Genomic DNA, 16,484 nt, shown 5'->3' on the forward strand with positions numbered 1-16,484 from the left:
ATGCAAAAGCTTCAAATTCATTTTTTGGGTGGTTCGGGTACCGTTACAGGTTCTAAATTCTACTTGCATACCGACGAGATCAAAATTTTGGTGGACTGTGGTTTTTTTCAAGGTGCCAAAGAGCTGCGCAAACAGAACTGGGAGTCTTTGCCCATTCAAGTTTCTGAAATTGATGTGGTGTTGCTGACCCATGGGCATTTAGATCATTGCGGGTATTTGCCACTTTTGGTCAAGCAAGGATTTCGGGGTAAAATATTGGGGACAGAGCCAACTTTGGAAATAGCAAGAATTATTTTGGAAGACAGTGCCAAAATTCAGGAAGAGGAAGCTGAACGGGCGAACACGGAGGGCTACAGTAAACATCATCCTGCATTGCCACTTTACACCCAAAAAGATGTTGCATTTTGTCTTCGTTTATTTGAATCTATCGAAGAGGGAGAAATCAATACATTATCTGAAAACTGCACGGCAAGGTATCACTATAACGGTCACATCATTGGATCAACCTATATTGAAATCAACCTATTTGACAAAGTATTTGTCTTTTCAGGTGACGTAGGCAGGCAAGAGGACGAATTGCTCAGGCCACCCAAACAACCCGAATGGGCCGATTATTTGTTTGTGGAAAGTACTTATGGTGATCGATTGCATCCAGAAGAAGATGTGGAAGCCATTTTGGACAATTTGGTGGACAGGGCCATAGAAGAAAGAGGTGTGTTGATCATACCATCCTTTGCCGTTGAAAGATTACAGTCGCTCATGTATCAATTGTGGAAATTGTACAAGAGAAACACCATTCCCAACATTCCCATTTTTGTGGATAGTCCTATGGGCATCAATGTGCTTAAGGTGTTTGAGCATTTTCCCGAATGGCACAAATTACCTTCAACCGAATATCGTAATATGCAAAATCGTATCACTTTAGTGGGTTCATATGGGGAAACTTGGGAGACCATTGATGACCCACGACCAAAAATTGTGATAGCAGGTAGTGGTATGGTTACTGGGGGTAGGGTGCTGACCTACATTCAACAATTGGGAGATTTGGAATCGACCACCATTCTTTTGGTGGGCTACCAAGCTGAAGAAACCCGAGGAAGAAAACTACTAGAGGGTGCTTCGGAGTTAAAAATATTTGGAAAACTCATCCCTATAAAAGCAGAGATTCACCATTTGGAGAGCCTTTCTGCCCATGCAGACCAAAAAGAACTTTTAGAGTGGATGGGTACCATAAAAAACATTCCTGAAAAGGTGTTTTTAATTCATGGTGAACCACCTGCAATGGAGACCTACCAACACAAAATCGTAGAAAAGTTCGGTTGGAAATGCCATATTCCCAAATTAAACGAGATTGTAGAGCTGTATCTTTAAAAGTTTGATTTTCAAAACGTAAGAAGTGATATAAGTCATAACTTTTGGTTGTTAATCGTAGTACTTTTGAAATGATAAGGTGTAAAAGTTCAGTAAAATGTTACGAGTTATTTTGCCCACCGATTTTTCAGTGAATGCGTACAATGCCATTACCTATGCGGTAAAACTTTTGGAGCATTCAACAGCTGTATTTTATATAATGCATGCCTATACGCCGCCTATTTATCGAATGGATTATACGTTTGGCAGTCCAGGGCAATTTGGGTTGCCCGATGACCAACGATACCAAGTAGAGGAAGAATTGGAAAATACCAGAAAACGAATTGAATCCGAATTCCCAAATGCCAAGCACAATTTTGTTACGCACGCCGCCTTTAATGCTCTGGGTGATGAAATAGAATCCATGTCCATCAAAGAGAATATCGATTTTGTTGTAATGGGAACACAAGGTGCTACTGGGGCCAAAGAAATTCTTTTCGGGTCCAATACAGTTCGAACCATTGATAAGTTGAATGTTCCTGTTTTGGCAATTCCCTCAGGTTACCGATACACAACGCCACATAATATGTTGTTCCCAACAGATTTTGAGGTGGATTACAACAAGTCCGAAATTGATTTTTTGCTCAATTTATCCAAACTCTGGCATTCTAAATTGCACATTTTACATGTGGCACACCCAGATGGCTTAACCGCAGTGCAATCAGATAACAAAACGGTTTTGGAAGGAAAACTGTTGGAACGCAACACAGCGTTTTACAATTTGCCCGATCAAGAAATCATCGACGCCATTAACAATTTTCAAAAAGAAAATCCAATGGAAATGTTGGTCATGGTGAAAAACAAGCACTCGTTTATCGAGAAACTTTTTACGGAACCCGTGATCAAACACATTGGTTTTCATAGTGAAATTCCTTTTTTGGTTCTCCCATATAACCAATAATCATAGTTGCTATGTTACAAGTATTAGTCCCTACCGATTTTTCAAACGATTCGTACAATGCACTATTTTATGTATCCAAGTTGTTGAAAGACCAAAAATGTCTGATTCATTTGATTCATGTTTGTGAGCCTGGTCAAGATTCAAAGCAGGAAGAAATAAAAGAAGCTTCAAATGCTGAATTGGAGGCCATGGAGCACCGTTTGATTCTGGACATTGGAGTCAATGGCAAGCATACGATTGTAAAATCATCTTTGTGTTCCAATATGCGTAAGGGAGTTGCCACTTATGCCAAAGACCATGGTGTGGATTTAATGGTAATTGGGAACAAAGGCAAAGAAGAGATGACCAATATATTGTTTGGTAATAATGCCATGCAATTGGTTCGTGAAGTGGATCAATGTCCCATTTTAATTGTGCCCCATGAAATAGATTACAGGCCTGTGGATAAAATAGCTTTTGCCTCTAGTTATGTGCATCCCATTTCGGATACTAATGTTGAAACACTACACTTTTTTTCCAAAACAGTTGATGCAACCATTGTTCCCATGAGTATTGAAGAGGGAAAAGAACCTCCAGCTAAACAAAAGAATAAGTCCATATTTTTTGATGGCATCTCTAAGAACCGATCCAAAGAAGTGGTTTTGCCCGTTTTTGAGAATAAAGTAAAGACCATTTTGGAATTTGTTGAGCTTTGGAACATTGGTATTTTAAGCATGGTCTATTACCCACACCATTTCTTTTTGGAGTTCATAGGCAATGGAATGGTGAAGGAGTTGAATACCAAATTAAGGGTTCCTTTTTTAATCTTACCAAAAGGTTAAACCTGACAATTATCATAGTATAAATTTGTAAATTGAGGTAAATTCCATGAAAAGGCTAATGTCATGGATAAGAGAGTTTTACTTCCGTCCGATTATTCCGAAAATGCGCTGAATGCCATTAGGTATGCCATGGACCTTTTTCAACATGTGCACTGCGATTTTTACATTCTGCACGTTTTTCAGGTGTCTGGGTATACGTTGGAAAGTATGCGAGTTCCAGAAGCTGGTGAACCCTATTTTGAAGCTGCCAAATTAAAAGCAGAACAGGGTATGACAAAGTTGATGGAAATGATAAAGCTTCATCCAGAAAACGATAAGCATAGCTTCCATTCTATAATTACATTTAATAGTTTGACGGAAGCGGTTCGGCATCTGGTCGACCAGAAGGATATCGACCTAATTGTAATGGGTACTAAAGGTGTTACCGAATCCAAAGCTCGAATTTTTGGGACACATACGGTTCACATTATGGAGCACATTAAGGATTGTCCAGTGATTGCCGTACCCAATTATTATAGATTTGAGCCACCCAAAGAGATTGTTTTTCCGACTGATTTTAAAACAACTTTCAAGGAAAAGGAAATCAATCATTTAAGAGAAGTTGCCACATTGTATGATGCAAAAATTAATGTGCTGTATCTCACAAAGCATGACCAGCCAATCCTGAATAAAAAGCAAGAGTCCAATAAACAATTATTGGAAGACATATTGCAGGGTGTGGATTTTGAAATCCATTTTACGCCTGCCAGCAACGTGGCCAAGGGCATAGAAGATTATGTAATCGATAATGGAGGTGATATGGTGGTTTTTATCAACAGAAAACACCTATTCTTCGGAAGCATTTTATCGAATCCCTTGGTGAAGGAAATTGGGTACGACCCACAAGTGCCCATTTTGGAATTAAATGATAATTGAAAAAAATGAAGTGATGAGACAGGTTGGAATATGGCTTGATAAATTAGAGGCCAATGGTGTAATACTAGAGAAGGATATGGAAAGTTTTTTCCATATAGCTTCAGAAATTGAATTTTTTAACCCAAAAGGAGGATCGCGTTCCAAAACCAAATGGGGTCCCCAAGATGTGGTGCAGGACAGCAAATATTTAGAGAGAGAGAAGCATCAATTTAGAAAATACTTCGAAAAAATAGCCAAGGCATTGGAGAATGCAGACCAGATTAACATTTTTGGTCCAGCTGAGGCACCCGAAAAATTGATGGCCGAACTAGAGAATAACTACCCCGAAATAGCAAACAGGGTACTAACTGTACAAAAAGCTGACAGTATAACACAGAACCAATTTAAAGCGTTGGTAAAACAATCCTTTGGAATAGATGATCGGTTTCCAGAAACCGTTTAGATTTCCTAGGGGTAATTATCAATTTAACTAACCGACCAGACCAAGCATTGCATACAAACTAAATTGTAGTAATAACGCATGGTCATGACGAATCAGGGCAACATAGAAAAATTGCACGAAAATCTGCAGGCTTGGAGATCCCACTTGTTATTTGTCTCGGATGAAATGAAGTTTATTGAAAAATTACTTCATTCCTACCTTTTCGAACCAAGAACCCCGAAGCAATTTAAACGTTGGGAACAGTTCAATATCGATTTTGAAAAATGTAGGGGTCACAAGGATACTTTGGTGCAAAAGATAATGGAAAATGAAAAATGTTTGGGAGGTGTTCTAGAATGTGCCTCCGACAAACACGATAATCATTACAGTGAAAAGTATGAAGTCCTCAAGACTGAAATACTTCAATTTGTAGAAACTTACCAAGACCTGAAAACAGGTATTTACGATTATGCTGGACTGGTACTTAAAAAGAAGAAGCCTATAACTAATGTGTAGTGTGGATTTACACTTCATGTTGGATTGCAATCTAATTAATCTATAAAACAAGTAGCTATGCCACTGGTAAAAATGGATCGGAAGAGATTTCCGTGGAACGACAGCTTGATTGATTTTTTCAATCGCGATGCTTTTGTGGATGACGAGTTTTTCAATTTGGAAAAATTTCATCCATCAATGAACATTAAGGAGCACGACAAAGATTTTGAAATTGAATTTGCAGCTCCAGGTTTTGACAAAAAGGACTTTAAGATCACCATGAAAGATGATGTCTTGGAGGTATCCGCAGAAAAAAGCCATGAGGAAACCGAAGAGGAAGAAAATTTTACACGAAGAGAATTCAACTATAATTCCTTTACCCGAAATTTAAAATTGCCTAACACAGCGGACACAACCAAAGAAGTTGCCGCTGTGTACAAAAAAGGAATTCTTACCCTTAACGTACCCAAAATGGAAGGTGCCCCAAAAGACAACAAAAAAGTGATTGAGGTATCGTAAACAAAATCAGCGGCAGATGACTTTCCATCTGCCGCTCAAAAATTAACGTCATGAAAACAAAACCCAGAAAAAGAACCTTTAGGGAGTGGTTCAGTGTGGAAGAACTTCACGAGGAATCCAAAAAATGGATGTCCGAACTTCAATTTGCAAAGGATGAACAATTGTTTTTAAACCACATGGTGAAAGATTACACCTTGGACATTATTGACACTGAAATGTTCAACACCGTGCAGCCCGTTGTGGAAGGTTTAAATCGACTTGAAAACCATTTGCAAGAATTGATGGATTCCGTAAGAGTACATGAAAATCAATTATCAACGTTGATCGAAGAAAAAATCACCGACAAATTGGAAAGTTCCTATTTGGAATCCCACAACGATTTGGCGATGCTGTTGGATGATTATTTTGAGAAATACAAAGATTACAAGACCCAAATGTTCGAGATCATTTCTCAAGTGATGAAGCATAAAAAGCAAAAAAGGTTGCTCAATTAAAGTAAGGGGCTCAGCAGTTTGGCGAAGCCCTCCAGTATTTTTTTAATCATGGGCCGTTCTCGATGCTCTTTATAATCCAAAAGTGCAATGGATTTGTCGCAATCCTTTAAAAAATCGGCTTTCATTTGGGCGCAAAGGTCAGTATCATATACAAAGGCTTGGGCCTCATAATTCTGTTGTAGACTTCGGTTATCGAGATTGGCCGTTCCTATACTGGCGATTTCATCATCGCACAGCATTACTTTGCTATGCAAAAAACCATCAGGGTACAGGTAGATTTTTATACCAGATTTAAGGTAGGTGTCAAAATAGGCCCGTACGCACCAATCCACCAATTTTATATCGGTAGTATCCGACATTAAGAGTCTAACATCGACCCCGCTTAAAGCAGCTGTGGAAAGTCCCTGCAGAATGGCATGGTTGGGAATAATGTACGGATTTACAATATAAAGGTATTTTTCTGCACTATTGATGATGGAAAAATAGACTTGCTCCATCACATCAAAATCATCATCGGGACCACTCGCTACAATTTGTAAAAAGTGCTCTCCATTAATTTTCGGATGAAGTTGAAAACTGGAAATATCTACCTGTTCGCCACTGGCCAAGAACCAATCGATAACAAAAGTTCGGTTTAAAAAATCAACCGCTTCACCCTCAACTTTTAAATGGGTATCGTGCCATTTGCCCAAAGAGGGGTCACCTTTTAAGTATTTATCTGAAATATTGATACCGCCCGTAAATCCAATTTTATTGTCGATGACAATAATTTTTCGGTGGTTTCTATAATTGAGGGCACTCAAAAATCGTCCGAAGCGAAAGGGCAAAAATTGGGCAGTTTGAACACCAATGGAATGAAGCCGTTTCAAGTATTTTTTACTCAAGGAATAACTTCCAATCCCATCATATAGCAACCGAACGGTAACATTTTGAGCAATTTTACGCTCAAAGATTTCCAAGAGTTTATCCGCCAGCACCCCATCTTCAAAAATGTAATACTGCAAATGAATATGTTCTTCGGCTTTTTCAAGTGCCTCAAAGATGCTTTCGAATGTATTACGGCCATCCTTTAATAATTCAACCTCGTTTTTACAGGAAATGGGGCATTGGGCGGCATTGTGGATTAGCTTAATGATTTTTTCCTTGTTACCAGAAATGGGAGGTGTGCATTGTGGATATTGCACCTCATCCCGAATGCTGAACTCATTTTTTAGCGTGAACATTTTGCTTTTCCGTCTGTTTCGTCCAAATAAAATATAGAGTAAAACCCCACCCACAGGAATAGTGAAAATCGCCAAAAGCCACGCCAATGTTTTGCTTGGTCGAACCCCATTCAACAATAAACTGACCACCATGATTGCTGCAATCAATACATAAAGTGCAATGAGGATGGGAATAAGCATGGATTCGGTCAGCATGAATGGATCAGTTTAAAATAAAATCTACCGCCATTTGCGCATGTAGGTTGGTGGTGGCCAAGGTTGGAATGTCCACTTCATTTTCTTTAATGAGTAAGGGCAGTTCCGTACATCCTAAAATAATGCCATCCGCTCCACGGGCTTTTAACAATCCAATTTGCTCTCTGAAAAAGGATTTGGCAGCATCTGAAAAAATACCTTGTGTCAACTCCTTGGAAACATATTCATGTGCTTGTGGAATAAATTCTTCAGAGGGGATTATGGTTTCAATCCCATAGTTCTCTTTCAACACTTTTGGAATGAAATTTCCAGTCATGGTGGGTCTGTTACCGAGCAACCCCAATTTTTTCAACCCAAGTTTTTCAGCCTCCTTGCCCGTGGCATCGGCAATATGTAAAATGGGAATTTGGATTTTGGGCTGTACAAAATCGTAGACCATATGTGGAGTATTGGCACAAATTACAATGGCTTTTGCCCCCGCGTTTTGTAACTGTTCGGAAACGGCTAAATATTTCGCATTAATTTTCTCCTTGTTCTGTTCCCGCATCAACTCAATATTAATGCTGTGGATGATCAAAGGCGGGTTGGCTTGTTCCCCAATAACTTTTCCAGCCATTTGATTGATGAGTTTATAATATTCAATGGTGGAATGCCAGGATGTACCACCAATCATCCCCAAGGTTTGCATGTTTTCGGTCATAACTTAGGTTGTTTATCATATTACCCATCAATTTACGCAAAATGAGGGCAATAGGATATGACAATGCTCATCCCTTTAAAATAGGTTGCTGACATCCATTTTGAAAGTATTCATTTAACTCAGTTTAACTTTGGTTTTCACTAAATTTATAGGCAAAACCAACTAACTAGCTTTTTTAGCATGCGAGCAATTGTTTACGAGAAATTTCAGGGGCCGATAACCCTCCAAATTGTTGATGATCCAACCCCAAAAGACCATGGTGTTGTGGTAAAAGTTACCGCTACGGGACTTTGCAGAAGTGATTGGCATGGATGGATGGGGCACGACTCAGATATTGAACTTCCTCATGTGCCTGGTCATGAGTTGGCAGGAACCATTGCTGAGGTTGGGAAGCAAGTCAAAAATTTTAAGGTAGGGGATAGGGTCACCGTACCATTTGTTTGTGGATGTGGTACCTGTTACGAATGCCATTCTGGAAACCATCAGGTTTGTGACCACCAGACTCAACCAGGGTTCACGCATTGGGGTTCCTTTGCAGAATATGTGGCGCTGGATCATGCGGATATCAACCTAGTTAAGATTCCAGATGAAATAAGCGATATCACCGCAGCCATTTTGGGATGTCGGTTCATCACCTCTTTTAGAGCCGTAGTAGATCAAGGTAAGGTACAAGGCGGTCAATTTGTGGCGGTGCACGGTTGTGGGGGCGTTGGTCTTTCGGCCATTATGATTGCCAATGCGCTAGGTGCAGAGGTTATCGCTGTGGATATTAATGAGGATACCCTCAAATTGGCAAAAGATTTGGGAGCATCCAAAATTATAAATGCATCAAACCATAAAAATGTGGTGGATGAGATAAAATCCTTGACCCATGGTGGTGTTCATGTTTCCATTGATGGATTGGGAAGTCAAACTACCTGTTTCAATTCCATTGCCAATTTGAGGAAAAGAGGCAAGCACATTCAAGTGGGATTGATGACGGACGATCACAAACATCCGAACATTCCGATGGACCAAGTGTTGGCCAACGAACTGGAAATTTTGGGCAGTCATGGTATGCAAGCATTTCGATATCCAGCTATGTTGGAAATGATAAAAAATGGCAAACTAAATCCCGAAAAACTCATTGAAAAAACCATTTCATTGGAGCAAGCGGCCAAAGAGTTACCATTGATGAATCAATTCAAAAATAGGGGGGTAACTGTCATCAACTCATTTTAATTTTTCTCAAAAAAATTCAAGAAATCTGTAACAAATGCTTGAAAAAGGATACAAAAAGAACAACAGTTTGTGATTTTTTCAACAAAACAGATTAAAATCTAACATAAACCTAAAATGTGGACTTTTAAAAGAGGTATCCTCAAATTGAAAATTCCCAATTCGGATTTTAGGTTAAAATTAACATAATGCTAAATGAGCTCTACTTATTTTTAAGGAATTCGAATGACTTCAAGAAGAACCAACTCAATATAATCAGATAATAAATCAATCATGAAAAGAAGAAGTTTTGTACAGTACGCAGGTATGGGTGCAGGCGCTACTATGTTGATGCCGTCACTTCTGATGGGGAACGAAATTCCCACAGAGGCATTACTGGAGCCAGGCATGGATACCGTACTTAAAAAGCAAATGGCCGACGTGGCTTTGAACACGGCCAAATCAATGGGAGCAACCTATGCCGATGCAAGGATAGGTAGATATTTGAACCAGTATGTATTTACAAGAGAAGATAAGGTTCAGAATGTGGTGAACACCGAATCTTTTGGTATTGGTATTCGAGTAATTGCAAATGGTACTTGGGGATTCTCCTCTACCAACGATGTTACCGAAGACGGAATCAAAAAGGCGACCCAACATGCCGTTGCCATTGCAAAGGCAAATTCCAAAATTCAAAAGGAGCCAGTACAATTGGCACCAGTTGAATCTCACGGAGAAGTATCTTGGAAAACTCCCATCCAAAAAGACTTTAAAGAAGTTCCAATTTCCGAAAAAGTGGACCTTTTGTTGAGCGCAAATGCCGCTGCCGTTGAAAACGGAGCCAACTTTGTAAATTCTTCCCTTTTCATGGTGAACGAGCAAAAATATTTTGCATCCACTGAGGGATCTTATATCGATCAAGATGTGCATAGAATCTGGCCAACGTTTAACGTAACGGCTGTAGATAGAGCAGCGGGCAAATTTAAAACCCGTCAAGCTTTAAGTGCACCAATGGGAATGGGCTATGAATATATGGATGGCCTTGAGTCTGAAAAATTACAAGGTCCAGAGGGTATCAAACTATATAACAAGAGTTACGATATTGTTGAAGATGCTGCTATGGCAGCAAAGCAGGCCAAGCAAAAACTTTCGGCCAAGTCTGTTGAACCAGGCAAATACGATTTGGTACTCGAGCCAAATCATCTTGGTTTGACCATTCACGAATCTGTGGGTCACCCAACAGAATTGGATAGGGTATTGGGTTACGAAGCCAACTACGCAGGAACCAGTTTCGCCACTTTGGACAAATGGGAGTCTAAAAACTTTAATTATGGTAGCGATATCGTAAACATTGTGGCCGATAAAACACAGGTAGGTTCATTGGGCGCTGTTGGTTATGATGATGAGGGTGTGAAAACCAAAAAATGGGATTTGATCAGAAACGGTGTCTTGGTGAATTATCAAGCCATCCGTGATCAAGTTCAAATGATCGGCCAAAACGAATCACACGGATGCTGCTACGCTCAAAGTTGGGAAGATGTTCAGTTCCAGCGTATGCCCAATGTTTCATTGGAGCCGGGAACCGAAAAATATTCATTGCAAGATATGATCAAGGACGTGGAAAAGGGTATCTACATTTTGGGTAGAGGGTCTTATTCCATTGACCAACAGCGATACAACTTCCAATTTGGAGGCACATTGTTTTATGAGATCAAGGATGGTGAAATCGTTGGTATGTTAGAAGACGTAGCATATCAATCCAACACACAGGAATTCTGGAATTCTTGTTCTAAGATCTGTGATAAGGACGATTACAGAATGTTTGGTTCTTTCTTCGACGGAAAAGGGCAGCCCTCACAGGTGAGCGCCGTTTCCCACGGAAGTTCCACAGCGAGATTTAACGGAATCAATGTAATCAATACAGGTAGGACCATTTAAGGTTTGTTCAATATTAAAAATTAGACAATGGCTATTTATACAGAAGAAGAAGCAAAAAAGATTTTGGAAAAAGCATTGAGCTTTTCCAAGGCCGATGCCTGCGAAATAAACCTTAGTGGAAGTAATAGTGGTAACATCCGATATGCAAGAAATACGGTGTCCACAGCAGGATATAGATCAAGTCAAAGTTTGGTGGTACAATCCAGCTTTGGTAAAAAAGTAGGGACGGCAACCATCGACGAGTTCGACGATGCCTCCTTGGAAAAAGTGGTGCGTAGAGCAGAAGAATTGGCTCAGTTATCACCAGAAAATCCAGAATTTATGCCTCCTTTGGGGCCACAACAGTACGATGAGGCCATCACTTTTAGTGAAGCGACGGCAAATGTAACTCCAGAGTTTAGAACAGAAGTTGCCAGCAAGAGTATTGTTCCAGCATCAGAAAAAGATGTGACCGCTGCAGGATTTTTGGATGATTCAGCAGGATTTTCTGCGATGATCAATTCCAATGGACTGTTCGCATACAATAAATCTACCGATGTTGATTTTACCGTGACAATGCGTACCAACGACGGTACAGGTTCTGGTTGGGTAACTCGCGATTTTAACGATATTTCCAAATTTGATCCTGCGGAAGCAGCAAACACTGCCATCGATAAGGCGGTTTTGTCCAGAGAAGCTCGCGCTATCGAACCTGGAAAATATACGGTGATTTTGGAACCAGCCGCCTCTATTGGTCTTTTGGGACGTATGTTCGGTTCCCTCAATGCAAGATCTGCAGATGAAGGTCGTAGCTTTATGTCTGCAAAAGACGGAGGAAACAAATTGGGTCAAAAAATTGTTGACGAGCGTGTGAACATTTGGTCCGATCCCTTGCATCCCGATGTACCAACCTCTACATGGAACGGTGCAGGTCAACCTCTTAAGAAAACCAGTTGGATTGAGAACGGAGTAGTGAAAAACTTGGCATACGATCGCTATTGGGCTCAGGAAAAAGGCGTAGATCCAGTTCCTTTCCCAAGCAATGCAATTATGGCAGGTGGCGATGAAAGCTTGGAAGATATGATCAAAGGCACCAGAAAAGGAATTTTGGTAACGCGTTTTTGGTATATCCGAAGTGTAGATCCACAAACGTTACTCTACACAGGTTTGACCCGAGACGGAACGTTCTATATTGAAAACGGACAAATCAAGTTTCCAGTGAAGAACTTCAGGTTCAACGAGAGTCCGATTATCATGTTGAATAACTTGGAATCTCTGGGCAAACAAGTTCGTGTGAACGGAAACCTTATACCCTATATGAAGGTTCGTGACTTTACCTTTACGAGTCTCTCCGATGCGGTATAACAGACTGAAATAAAACAAACTGGTGGTCAGCTTTCTTGACCGCCAGTTTTTATTTTGAAATTATTTAGCCTACTTCCTCCATGGCTTTGGATAACGAATTCTTTTTTACCCGTTTGCAATACGAATCAGGTGACTGGGACGTAGACCAACGTATGCCCTCCAATATGCTCAACTCCTTGGTGGAGTACACCACACTTAAAGTGGATACCCAAGAGAAGATCATTTCGTTGGGAAGTGACGATATTTTTAAAAGTCCCTTTTGCTATATCTCGGGTCATAAATTGGTACAGTTCACCAAAAAGGAACGGGAGAATTTTGAAAAATATGTACGCAATGGTGGTTTTGTATTTGCCGACGATTGCAATCACGATATTGATGGTTTGTTTGCCAAATCCTTTGAACGTCAAATGGAGGAGATTTTTGGGACAGGTGAGCTCAAAAAAATCCCGAACGATCATGAAATTTATACCATTTTCTTTGAATTTGAAGACGGTCCGCCCACAACATCCCAAGAACTCAATGGTTGGGGCGACGATTTGGTGCACGATTACCTAAAGGCCATTGTGATCAATGGAAGAATAGGCGTACTCTACAGCAATAAAGACTACGGCTGCGAATGGGATTATGACTTTAGAAACAAACGATGGTATAAAATAGACAATACCCGATTTGCGGTGAATATTGTCCTCTATGCGCTAACCTCATAACAGAACTAACTTGGATAAAGAACTACAAAAAATAGCAAATGAAGTAGAGGGGCTTTCGGTAAAACTAAAAGCACTCAAACAAGAAATTGGCAAAGTGATCATAGGTCAGGAAGAAACCGTTTCCCAACTGTTGATTACCTTTTTGGCTGGAGGTCATGCCTTACTTGAAGGTGTTCCTGGACTTGCCAAAACCTTAATGATTCGAACTTTGGCCAATGCCATTGAACTCAAATTCAAACGGATTCAGTTTACCCCCGATCTAATGCCCTCGGACATTATCGGAACGGAAATCTTGGAAGAGGACCATACCACGGGCAAGAAATTCTTCAAGTTCAATAAAGGGCCTATATTCTCCAATATTATTTTGGCGGATGAGATCAACCGTACGCCACCCAAAACCCAGGCAGCTTTGTTGGAGGCCATGCAGGAATTTGAAGTGACCTATGGGGATAAAACCTATCCTTTGGATAAGCCTTTCTTTATTTTGGCGACCCAAAACCCCATTGAACAATCGGGAACTTTTGTGTTGCCCGAAGCGCAACAAGACCGTTTTTTGCTCTATATCAAAATTGGATACCCGACCGATGAAGAGGAAATCAAAATTTTAAAAGCCACTACGGGCACCAAAAAAGCCACCCTGAACAAAGTACTTTCAGGAGAAGATATTGTGCGCTTACAGCAATTGGTGCGTGAGGTTTCCATTAGTGATGGGCTTATTCAATATGTGAGTGATATTATCCGTGCCACCCGACCCGATACCACTTCGGTGGACTACGTAAAAAAATGGGCGGATTGGGGCGCAGGTCCACGAGCTGGACAAGCCATGATTTTGACAGCAAAGGCCAATGCCTTGTTGGAGGGCAGACTAGCCGTAACTCCTGACGATTTAAAAGCCGTGGCCATTCCTGTGTTGCGTCACCGTGTTTTGGTGAACTTTAGGGCAGAGGCCGAGGGCATCACTTCAGATGAGGTGACTAGGCACATCTTACAGACCATTCAGGTAAAAGATAAATAATGGCCGATAGAGACTACCACGACCTGTTGCAACCTGAGGTGATCAATACCGTTTCTGGGCTTTCCCTGATTTCGCGTATTGTGGTCGAGGGCTTTATTTCGGGCTTGCACCGAAGTAAAAGCGTTGGTCCTGGTATGGAGTTCAGTCAATATAGAGGGTACGAGCCAGGCGATGATCTTCGGTTGCTCGATTGGAAAATGTTGGCCCGTTCGGGGCGCTACTACATCAAACAATCCGAAGTTGAGAGCCATGTTACCGTTAAATTTATTGTGGATGCCAGTGCCTCTATGGAGCATGCCGAAAACGGCATTTCCAAATTGGAATTTGCTCGGGTCTTGGTGGCCTGTTTATCGCATATGGCCCAAAAACAAGGCGATTCCGTAGGACTTTTTGCCCTTAATGAGGATGATTTTGTCAGCATTTATCCCAAAGCCGACCAAAAGCATTACAACCGCTTGCTGTTGGAGTTGCTCAACATTTCCACCAAAGGAAAATGGCCCGATTTGGCTATTTCCTCTAAAAGAATTCACACCAGAGGTGCCAAGGAATTGGTGTTTTTCATCACCGATATGTACGAGGACGTTTCCGAACTCTCCGATTTTGTAAAAAACTTGAAAACGGCCAAAAATGAAGTGGTGGTACTTCAAATTATGGCCAAAAACGAAATGGAGTTCGATTATAAACGCTCGGTAACCTTTGAAGATTTGGAAACAGGCGCACGTTTAAAAGTGGATGTGAACAAAGCCAAAGCACAGTATTTAAAAGCACTGAATCAAAAAATAGAACAGACCCGTGAACAATTGCATTCCCAAGGGGTCAATTACCATTTGTTCCGAATGGATGCGCATTTGGGAGACGCCCTGCAATTATTTTTAAAAGAAAGAATACGACTCAACTAAATGGTATTTGCGAATCCAACATATCTGTGGGCACTTTTGGGACTTTTGGTTCCCTTGGCCATTCACTTTTGGAGTAAAAAGGAGGCCAAGACCATTAAAATTGGAAGCATCCAGTTGTTGGACGAGTCCAATTCAAGGCAATCGAGCAACATTCAATTGAACGAATGGCTGTTGTTATTGCTTCGAATGGCTATTGTAGCCTTGGTAGTCTTGCTCATGGCAGGTCCGCAATGGCGCATCAAAGGAAACAAAAACGTGGTTACTTATTTGGTGGAACCCTCGCTCGCCCAAGAAAAGGGGTTGAGTACGATTTTGGATAGTTTGGCCGAAGATTCCCCCGTGCTCTTATTGGATGAAAGTTTCCCCACTTGGGAGGCCGATTTGGATTTGGAAACGGACCAAACCACACCCAATTATTGGCAATTGTCGCAAAAATTGGATTCTTTGACTACGGACAGTATCGTAGTTTTTACTAAAGCTTATGTTCAGGGCGTGTTTTCCAAAAGACCCATCACACAAAAAAAGGTGCATTGGGTGGTGATGGAATCTGATGAAATAACCGATGAACCTTTAATGGCCATCGAGAAAGCTTCAGGAATGCAATTGTATGCCAAATCGGGCAATGGTTCACAAACCTTTTTAAAATCGGAAGTGCTAACCGAAAATTATTCCAAAACCACGGATGGGGATAGTCTGCAAATCAATATGGAAAGTGGTTTAATAACAGTTCCGTTGGTCAACCAAGACAGCATTTTAGTAAATCTGTTTGTGGAAGACGGTTTTGAGACAGACCAAAAATATACGGAGGCTGCTTTACGGGCATTGTTGAAATATTTGGAGATTGAAATTGATATCCACATAAAAGAGGAATTGGATGACTCTGAAGCTAATGCCAACCTCAATATCTGGTTGAAAGAGAATAGACCCAATGAATCGAAAGGAACATGGCTGATTTTTCAAGAAAGTCCATTGGCAAAAACTCTTATTGAAGAAGGAGGTCAACAAGGTCAGTTTGTGTTAACCTCAAGATTGACTTCAAAAAATACGGTAGAGCAACGCTATGCTGAACAACTGCTCCAAGTTTTGGATTTGGATGCGGAATTGAAACAGCTATTGGCAAAAGCTGATGATAGGCAAATGGTGGTAGCGGAATTTAAACCCACTTATCAAGAACCCAAAACAAGGAAGGAATTGGCCACTTTAAAAGATATCACCCTTTGGGTGTTTTTGATTTTGACGGTTTTGATGATGGCGGAACGTATCATTTCATTTGTGAAAAAACAATAAGGC

The 16,484-nt window shown here is 40.7% G+C and carries 17 protein-coding genes; 15 read left to right on the forward strand and 2 right to left on the reverse strand.

Going from position 1 to position 16,484, the window contains the following annotated elements:
• The 8 genes from BLQ18_RS15065 to BLQ18_RS15100 all read left to right on the forward strand — a co-directional run bounded on the left by BLQ18_RS15065 (position 1) and on the right by BLQ18_RS15100 (position 5,976).
• Positions 1 to 1,371, forward strand: coding sequence for an MBL fold metallo-hydrolase RNA specificity domain-containing protein (locus BLQ18_RS15065; RefSeq protein WP_090298506.1), 1,371 nt, complete (start codon positions 1 to 3; stop codon positions 1,369 to 1,371).
• 97 nt (positions 1,372 to 1,468) lie between these two features.
• Positions 1,469 to 2,311 (forward strand): universal stress protein, encoded by an 843-nt coding sequence (locus BLQ18_RS15070; protein WP_090298509.1) that lies wholly within the window; start codon positions 1,469 to 1,471, stop codon positions 2,309 to 2,311.
• Positions 2,312 to 2,322: 11 nt separating this feature from the next.
• Positions 2,323 to 3,132: a universal stress protein gene (locus BLQ18_RS15075; protein WP_090298512.1), complete on the forward strand. Its 810-nt coding sequence runs from the start codon at positions 2,323 to 2,325 to the stop codon at positions 3,130 to 3,132.
• A 63-nt stretch (positions 3,133 to 3,195) separates the two neighbouring features.
• Positions 3,196 to 4,047 (forward strand): universal stress protein, encoded by an 852-nt coding sequence (locus BLQ18_RS15080; protein ID WP_090298515.1) that lies wholly within the window; start codon positions 3,196 to 3,198, stop codon positions 4,045 to 4,047.
• Positions 4,048 to 4,060: 13 nt separating this feature from the next.
• Positions 4,061 to 4,489, forward strand: coding sequence for a hypothetical protein (locus BLQ18_RS15085; protein ID WP_090298611.1), 429 nt, complete (start codon positions 4,061 to 4,063; stop codon positions 4,487 to 4,489).
• A gap of 84 nt (positions 4,490 to 4,573) precedes the next feature.
• Entirely contained in the window at positions 4,574 to 4,984 is a 411-nt protein-coding gene (locus BLQ18_RS15090; protein WP_139150410.1) for a hypothetical protein, read from the forward strand.
• Between the two features lie 57 nt (positions 4,985 to 5,041).
• Entirely contained in the window at positions 5,042 to 5,482 is a 441-nt protein-coding gene (locus BLQ18_RS15095; protein WP_090298521.1) for an Hsp20/alpha crystallin family protein, read from the forward strand.
• 50 nt (positions 5,483 to 5,532) lie between these two features.
• On the forward strand, positions 5,533 to 5,976 hold the full coding sequence (locus BLQ18_RS15100) for a hypothetical protein (protein WP_090298524.1): 444 nt from the start codon (positions 5,533 to 5,535) through the stop codon (positions 5,974 to 5,976).
• Here the strand turns inward: BLQ18_RS15100 and cls are convergent.
• On the reverse strand, positions 5,973 to 7,394 hold the full coding sequence (gene cls / locus BLQ18_RS15105) for a cardiolipin synthase (protein ID WP_090298527.1): 1,422 nt from the start codon (positions 7,392 to 7,394) through the stop codon (positions 5,973 to 5,975). The genes BLQ18_RS15100 and cls overlap by 4 nt on opposite strands.
• 7 nt (positions 7,395 to 7,401) lie before the next feature.
• A complete protein-coding gene (locus BLQ18_RS15110) occupies positions 7,402 to 8,094 on the reverse strand; it encodes an aspartate/glutamate racemase family protein (protein ID WP_245668153.1) in 693 nt (230 codons plus the stop codon).
• 180 nt (positions 8,095 to 8,274) lie between these two features.
• Between BLQ18_RS15110 and BLQ18_RS15115 the strand changes: the two genes are divergently transcribed.
• The 7 genes from BLQ18_RS15115 to BLQ18_RS15145 all read left to right on the forward strand — a co-directional run bounded on the left by BLQ18_RS15115 (position 8,275) and on the right by BLQ18_RS15145 (position 16,481).
• A complete protein-coding gene (locus BLQ18_RS15115) occupies positions 8,275 to 9,315 on the forward strand; it encodes a zinc-dependent alcohol dehydrogenase family protein (protein WP_090298530.1) in 1,041 nt (346 codons plus the stop codon).
• Positions 9,316 to 9,585: 270 nt separating this feature from the next.
• On the forward strand, positions 9,586 to 11,229 hold the full coding sequence (locus BLQ18_RS15120) for a TldD/PmbA family protein (RefSeq protein WP_090298533.1): 1,644 nt from the start codon (positions 9,586 to 9,588) through the stop codon (positions 11,227 to 11,229).
• A gap of 27 nt (positions 11,230 to 11,256) precedes the next feature.
• Positions 11,257 to 12,573, forward strand: coding sequence for a TldD/PmbA family protein (locus BLQ18_RS15125; RefSeq protein ID WP_090298536.1), 1,317 nt, complete (start codon positions 11,257 to 11,259; stop codon positions 12,571 to 12,573).
• An 86-nt stretch (positions 12,574 to 12,659) separates the two neighbouring features.
• Positions 12,660 to 13,280: a DUF4159 domain-containing protein gene (locus tag BLQ18_RS15130; RefSeq protein ID WP_090298615.1), complete on the forward strand. Its 621-nt coding sequence runs from the start codon at positions 12,660 to 12,662 to the stop codon at positions 13,278 to 13,280.
• A 10-nt stretch (positions 13,281 to 13,290) separates the two neighbouring features.
• The gene (locus tag BLQ18_RS15135; protein WP_090298539.1) at positions 13,291 to 14,295 is read left to right on the forward strand and encodes an AAA family ATPase; all 1,005 of its coding nucleotides are present in this window, start codon (positions 13,291 to 13,293) and stop codon (positions 14,293 to 14,295) included.
• Positions 14,295 to 15,194, forward strand: a complete 900-nt coding sequence (locus BLQ18_RS15140) for a DUF58 domain-containing protein (protein WP_090298543.1) — start codon at positions 14,295 to 14,297, stop codon at positions 15,192 to 15,194. The genes BLQ18_RS15135 and BLQ18_RS15140 overlap by 1 nt, the downstream gene beginning before the upstream one ends.
• Positions 15,195 to 16,481 (forward strand): BatA domain-containing protein, encoded by a 1,287-nt coding sequence (locus BLQ18_RS15145; protein ID WP_090298546.1) that lies wholly within the window; start codon positions 15,195 to 15,197, stop codon positions 16,479 to 16,481.
• Positions 16,482 to 16,484: the final 3 nt, after the last annotated feature.

Source organism: Flagellimonas zhangzhouensis, assembly GCF_900102925.1.
GTDB lineage: Bacteria > Bacteroidota > Bacteroidia > Flavobacteriales > Flavobacteriaceae > Flagellimonas > Flagellimonas zhangzhouensis.

What these genes read in the sequence shown, in the direction of transcription:
- BLQ18_RS15085 (WP_090298611.1), top strand. Translation starts at nt 4,061, where the DNA reads ATGAGACAGGTTGGAATATGGCTTGATAAATTAGAGGCCAATGGTGTA.
- BLQ18_RS15075 (WP_090298512.1), top strand. Translation starts at nt 2,323, where the DNA reads ATGTTACAAGTATTAGTCCCTACCGATTTTTCAAACGATTCGTACAAT.
- BLQ18_RS15110 (WP_245668153.1), bottom strand. Translation starts at nt 8,094, where the DNA reads ATGACCGAAAACATGCAAACCTTGGGGATGATTGGTGGTACATCCTGG.
- cls (WP_090298527.1), bottom strand. Translation starts at nt 7,394, where the DNA reads ATGCTGACCGAATCCATGCTTATTCCCATCCTCATTGCACTTTATGTA.
- BLQ18_RS15065 (WP_090298506.1), top strand. Translation starts at nt 1, where the DNA reads ATGCAAAAGCTTCAAATTCATTTTTTGGGTGGTTCGGGTACCGTTACA.
- BLQ18_RS15100 (WP_090298524.1), top strand. Translation starts at nt 5,533, where the DNA reads ATGAAAACAAAACCCAGAAAAAGAACCTTTAGGGAGTGGTTCAGTGTG.
- BLQ18_RS15095 (WP_090298521.1), top strand. Translation starts at nt 5,042, where the DNA reads ATGCCACTGGTAAAAATGGATCGGAAGAGATTTCCGTGGAACGACAGC.
- BLQ18_RS15145 (WP_090298546.1), top strand. Translation starts at nt 15,195, where the DNA reads ATGGTATTTGCGAATCCAACATATCTGTGGGCACTTTTGGGACTTTTG.
- BLQ18_RS15070 (WP_090298509.1), top strand. Translation starts at nt 1,469, where the DNA reads ATGTTACGAGTTATTTTGCCCACCGATTTTTCAGTGAATGCGTACAAT.
- BLQ18_RS15140 (WP_090298543.1), top strand. Translation starts at nt 14,295, where the DNA reads ATGGCCGATAGAGACTACCACGACCTGTTGCAACCTGAGGTGATCAAT.
- BLQ18_RS15120 (WP_090298533.1), top strand. Translation starts at nt 9,586, where the DNA reads ATGAAAAGAAGAAGTTTTGTACAGTACGCAGGTATGGGTGCAGGCGCT.
- BLQ18_RS15090 (WP_139150410.1), top strand. Translation starts at nt 4,574, where the DNA reads ATGACGAATCAGGGCAACATAGAAAAATTGCACGAAAATCTGCAGGCT.
- BLQ18_RS15115 (WP_090298530.1), top strand. Translation starts at nt 8,275, where the DNA reads ATGCGAGCAATTGTTTACGAGAAATTTCAGGGGCCGATAACCCTCCAA.
- BLQ18_RS15125 (WP_090298536.1), top strand. Translation starts at nt 11,257, where the DNA reads ATGGCTATTTATACAGAAGAAGAAGCAAAAAAGATTTTGGAAAAAGCA.
- BLQ18_RS15080 (WP_090298515.1), top strand. Translation starts at nt 3,196, where the DNA reads ATGGATAAGAGAGTTTTACTTCCGTCCGATTATTCCGAAAATGCGCTG.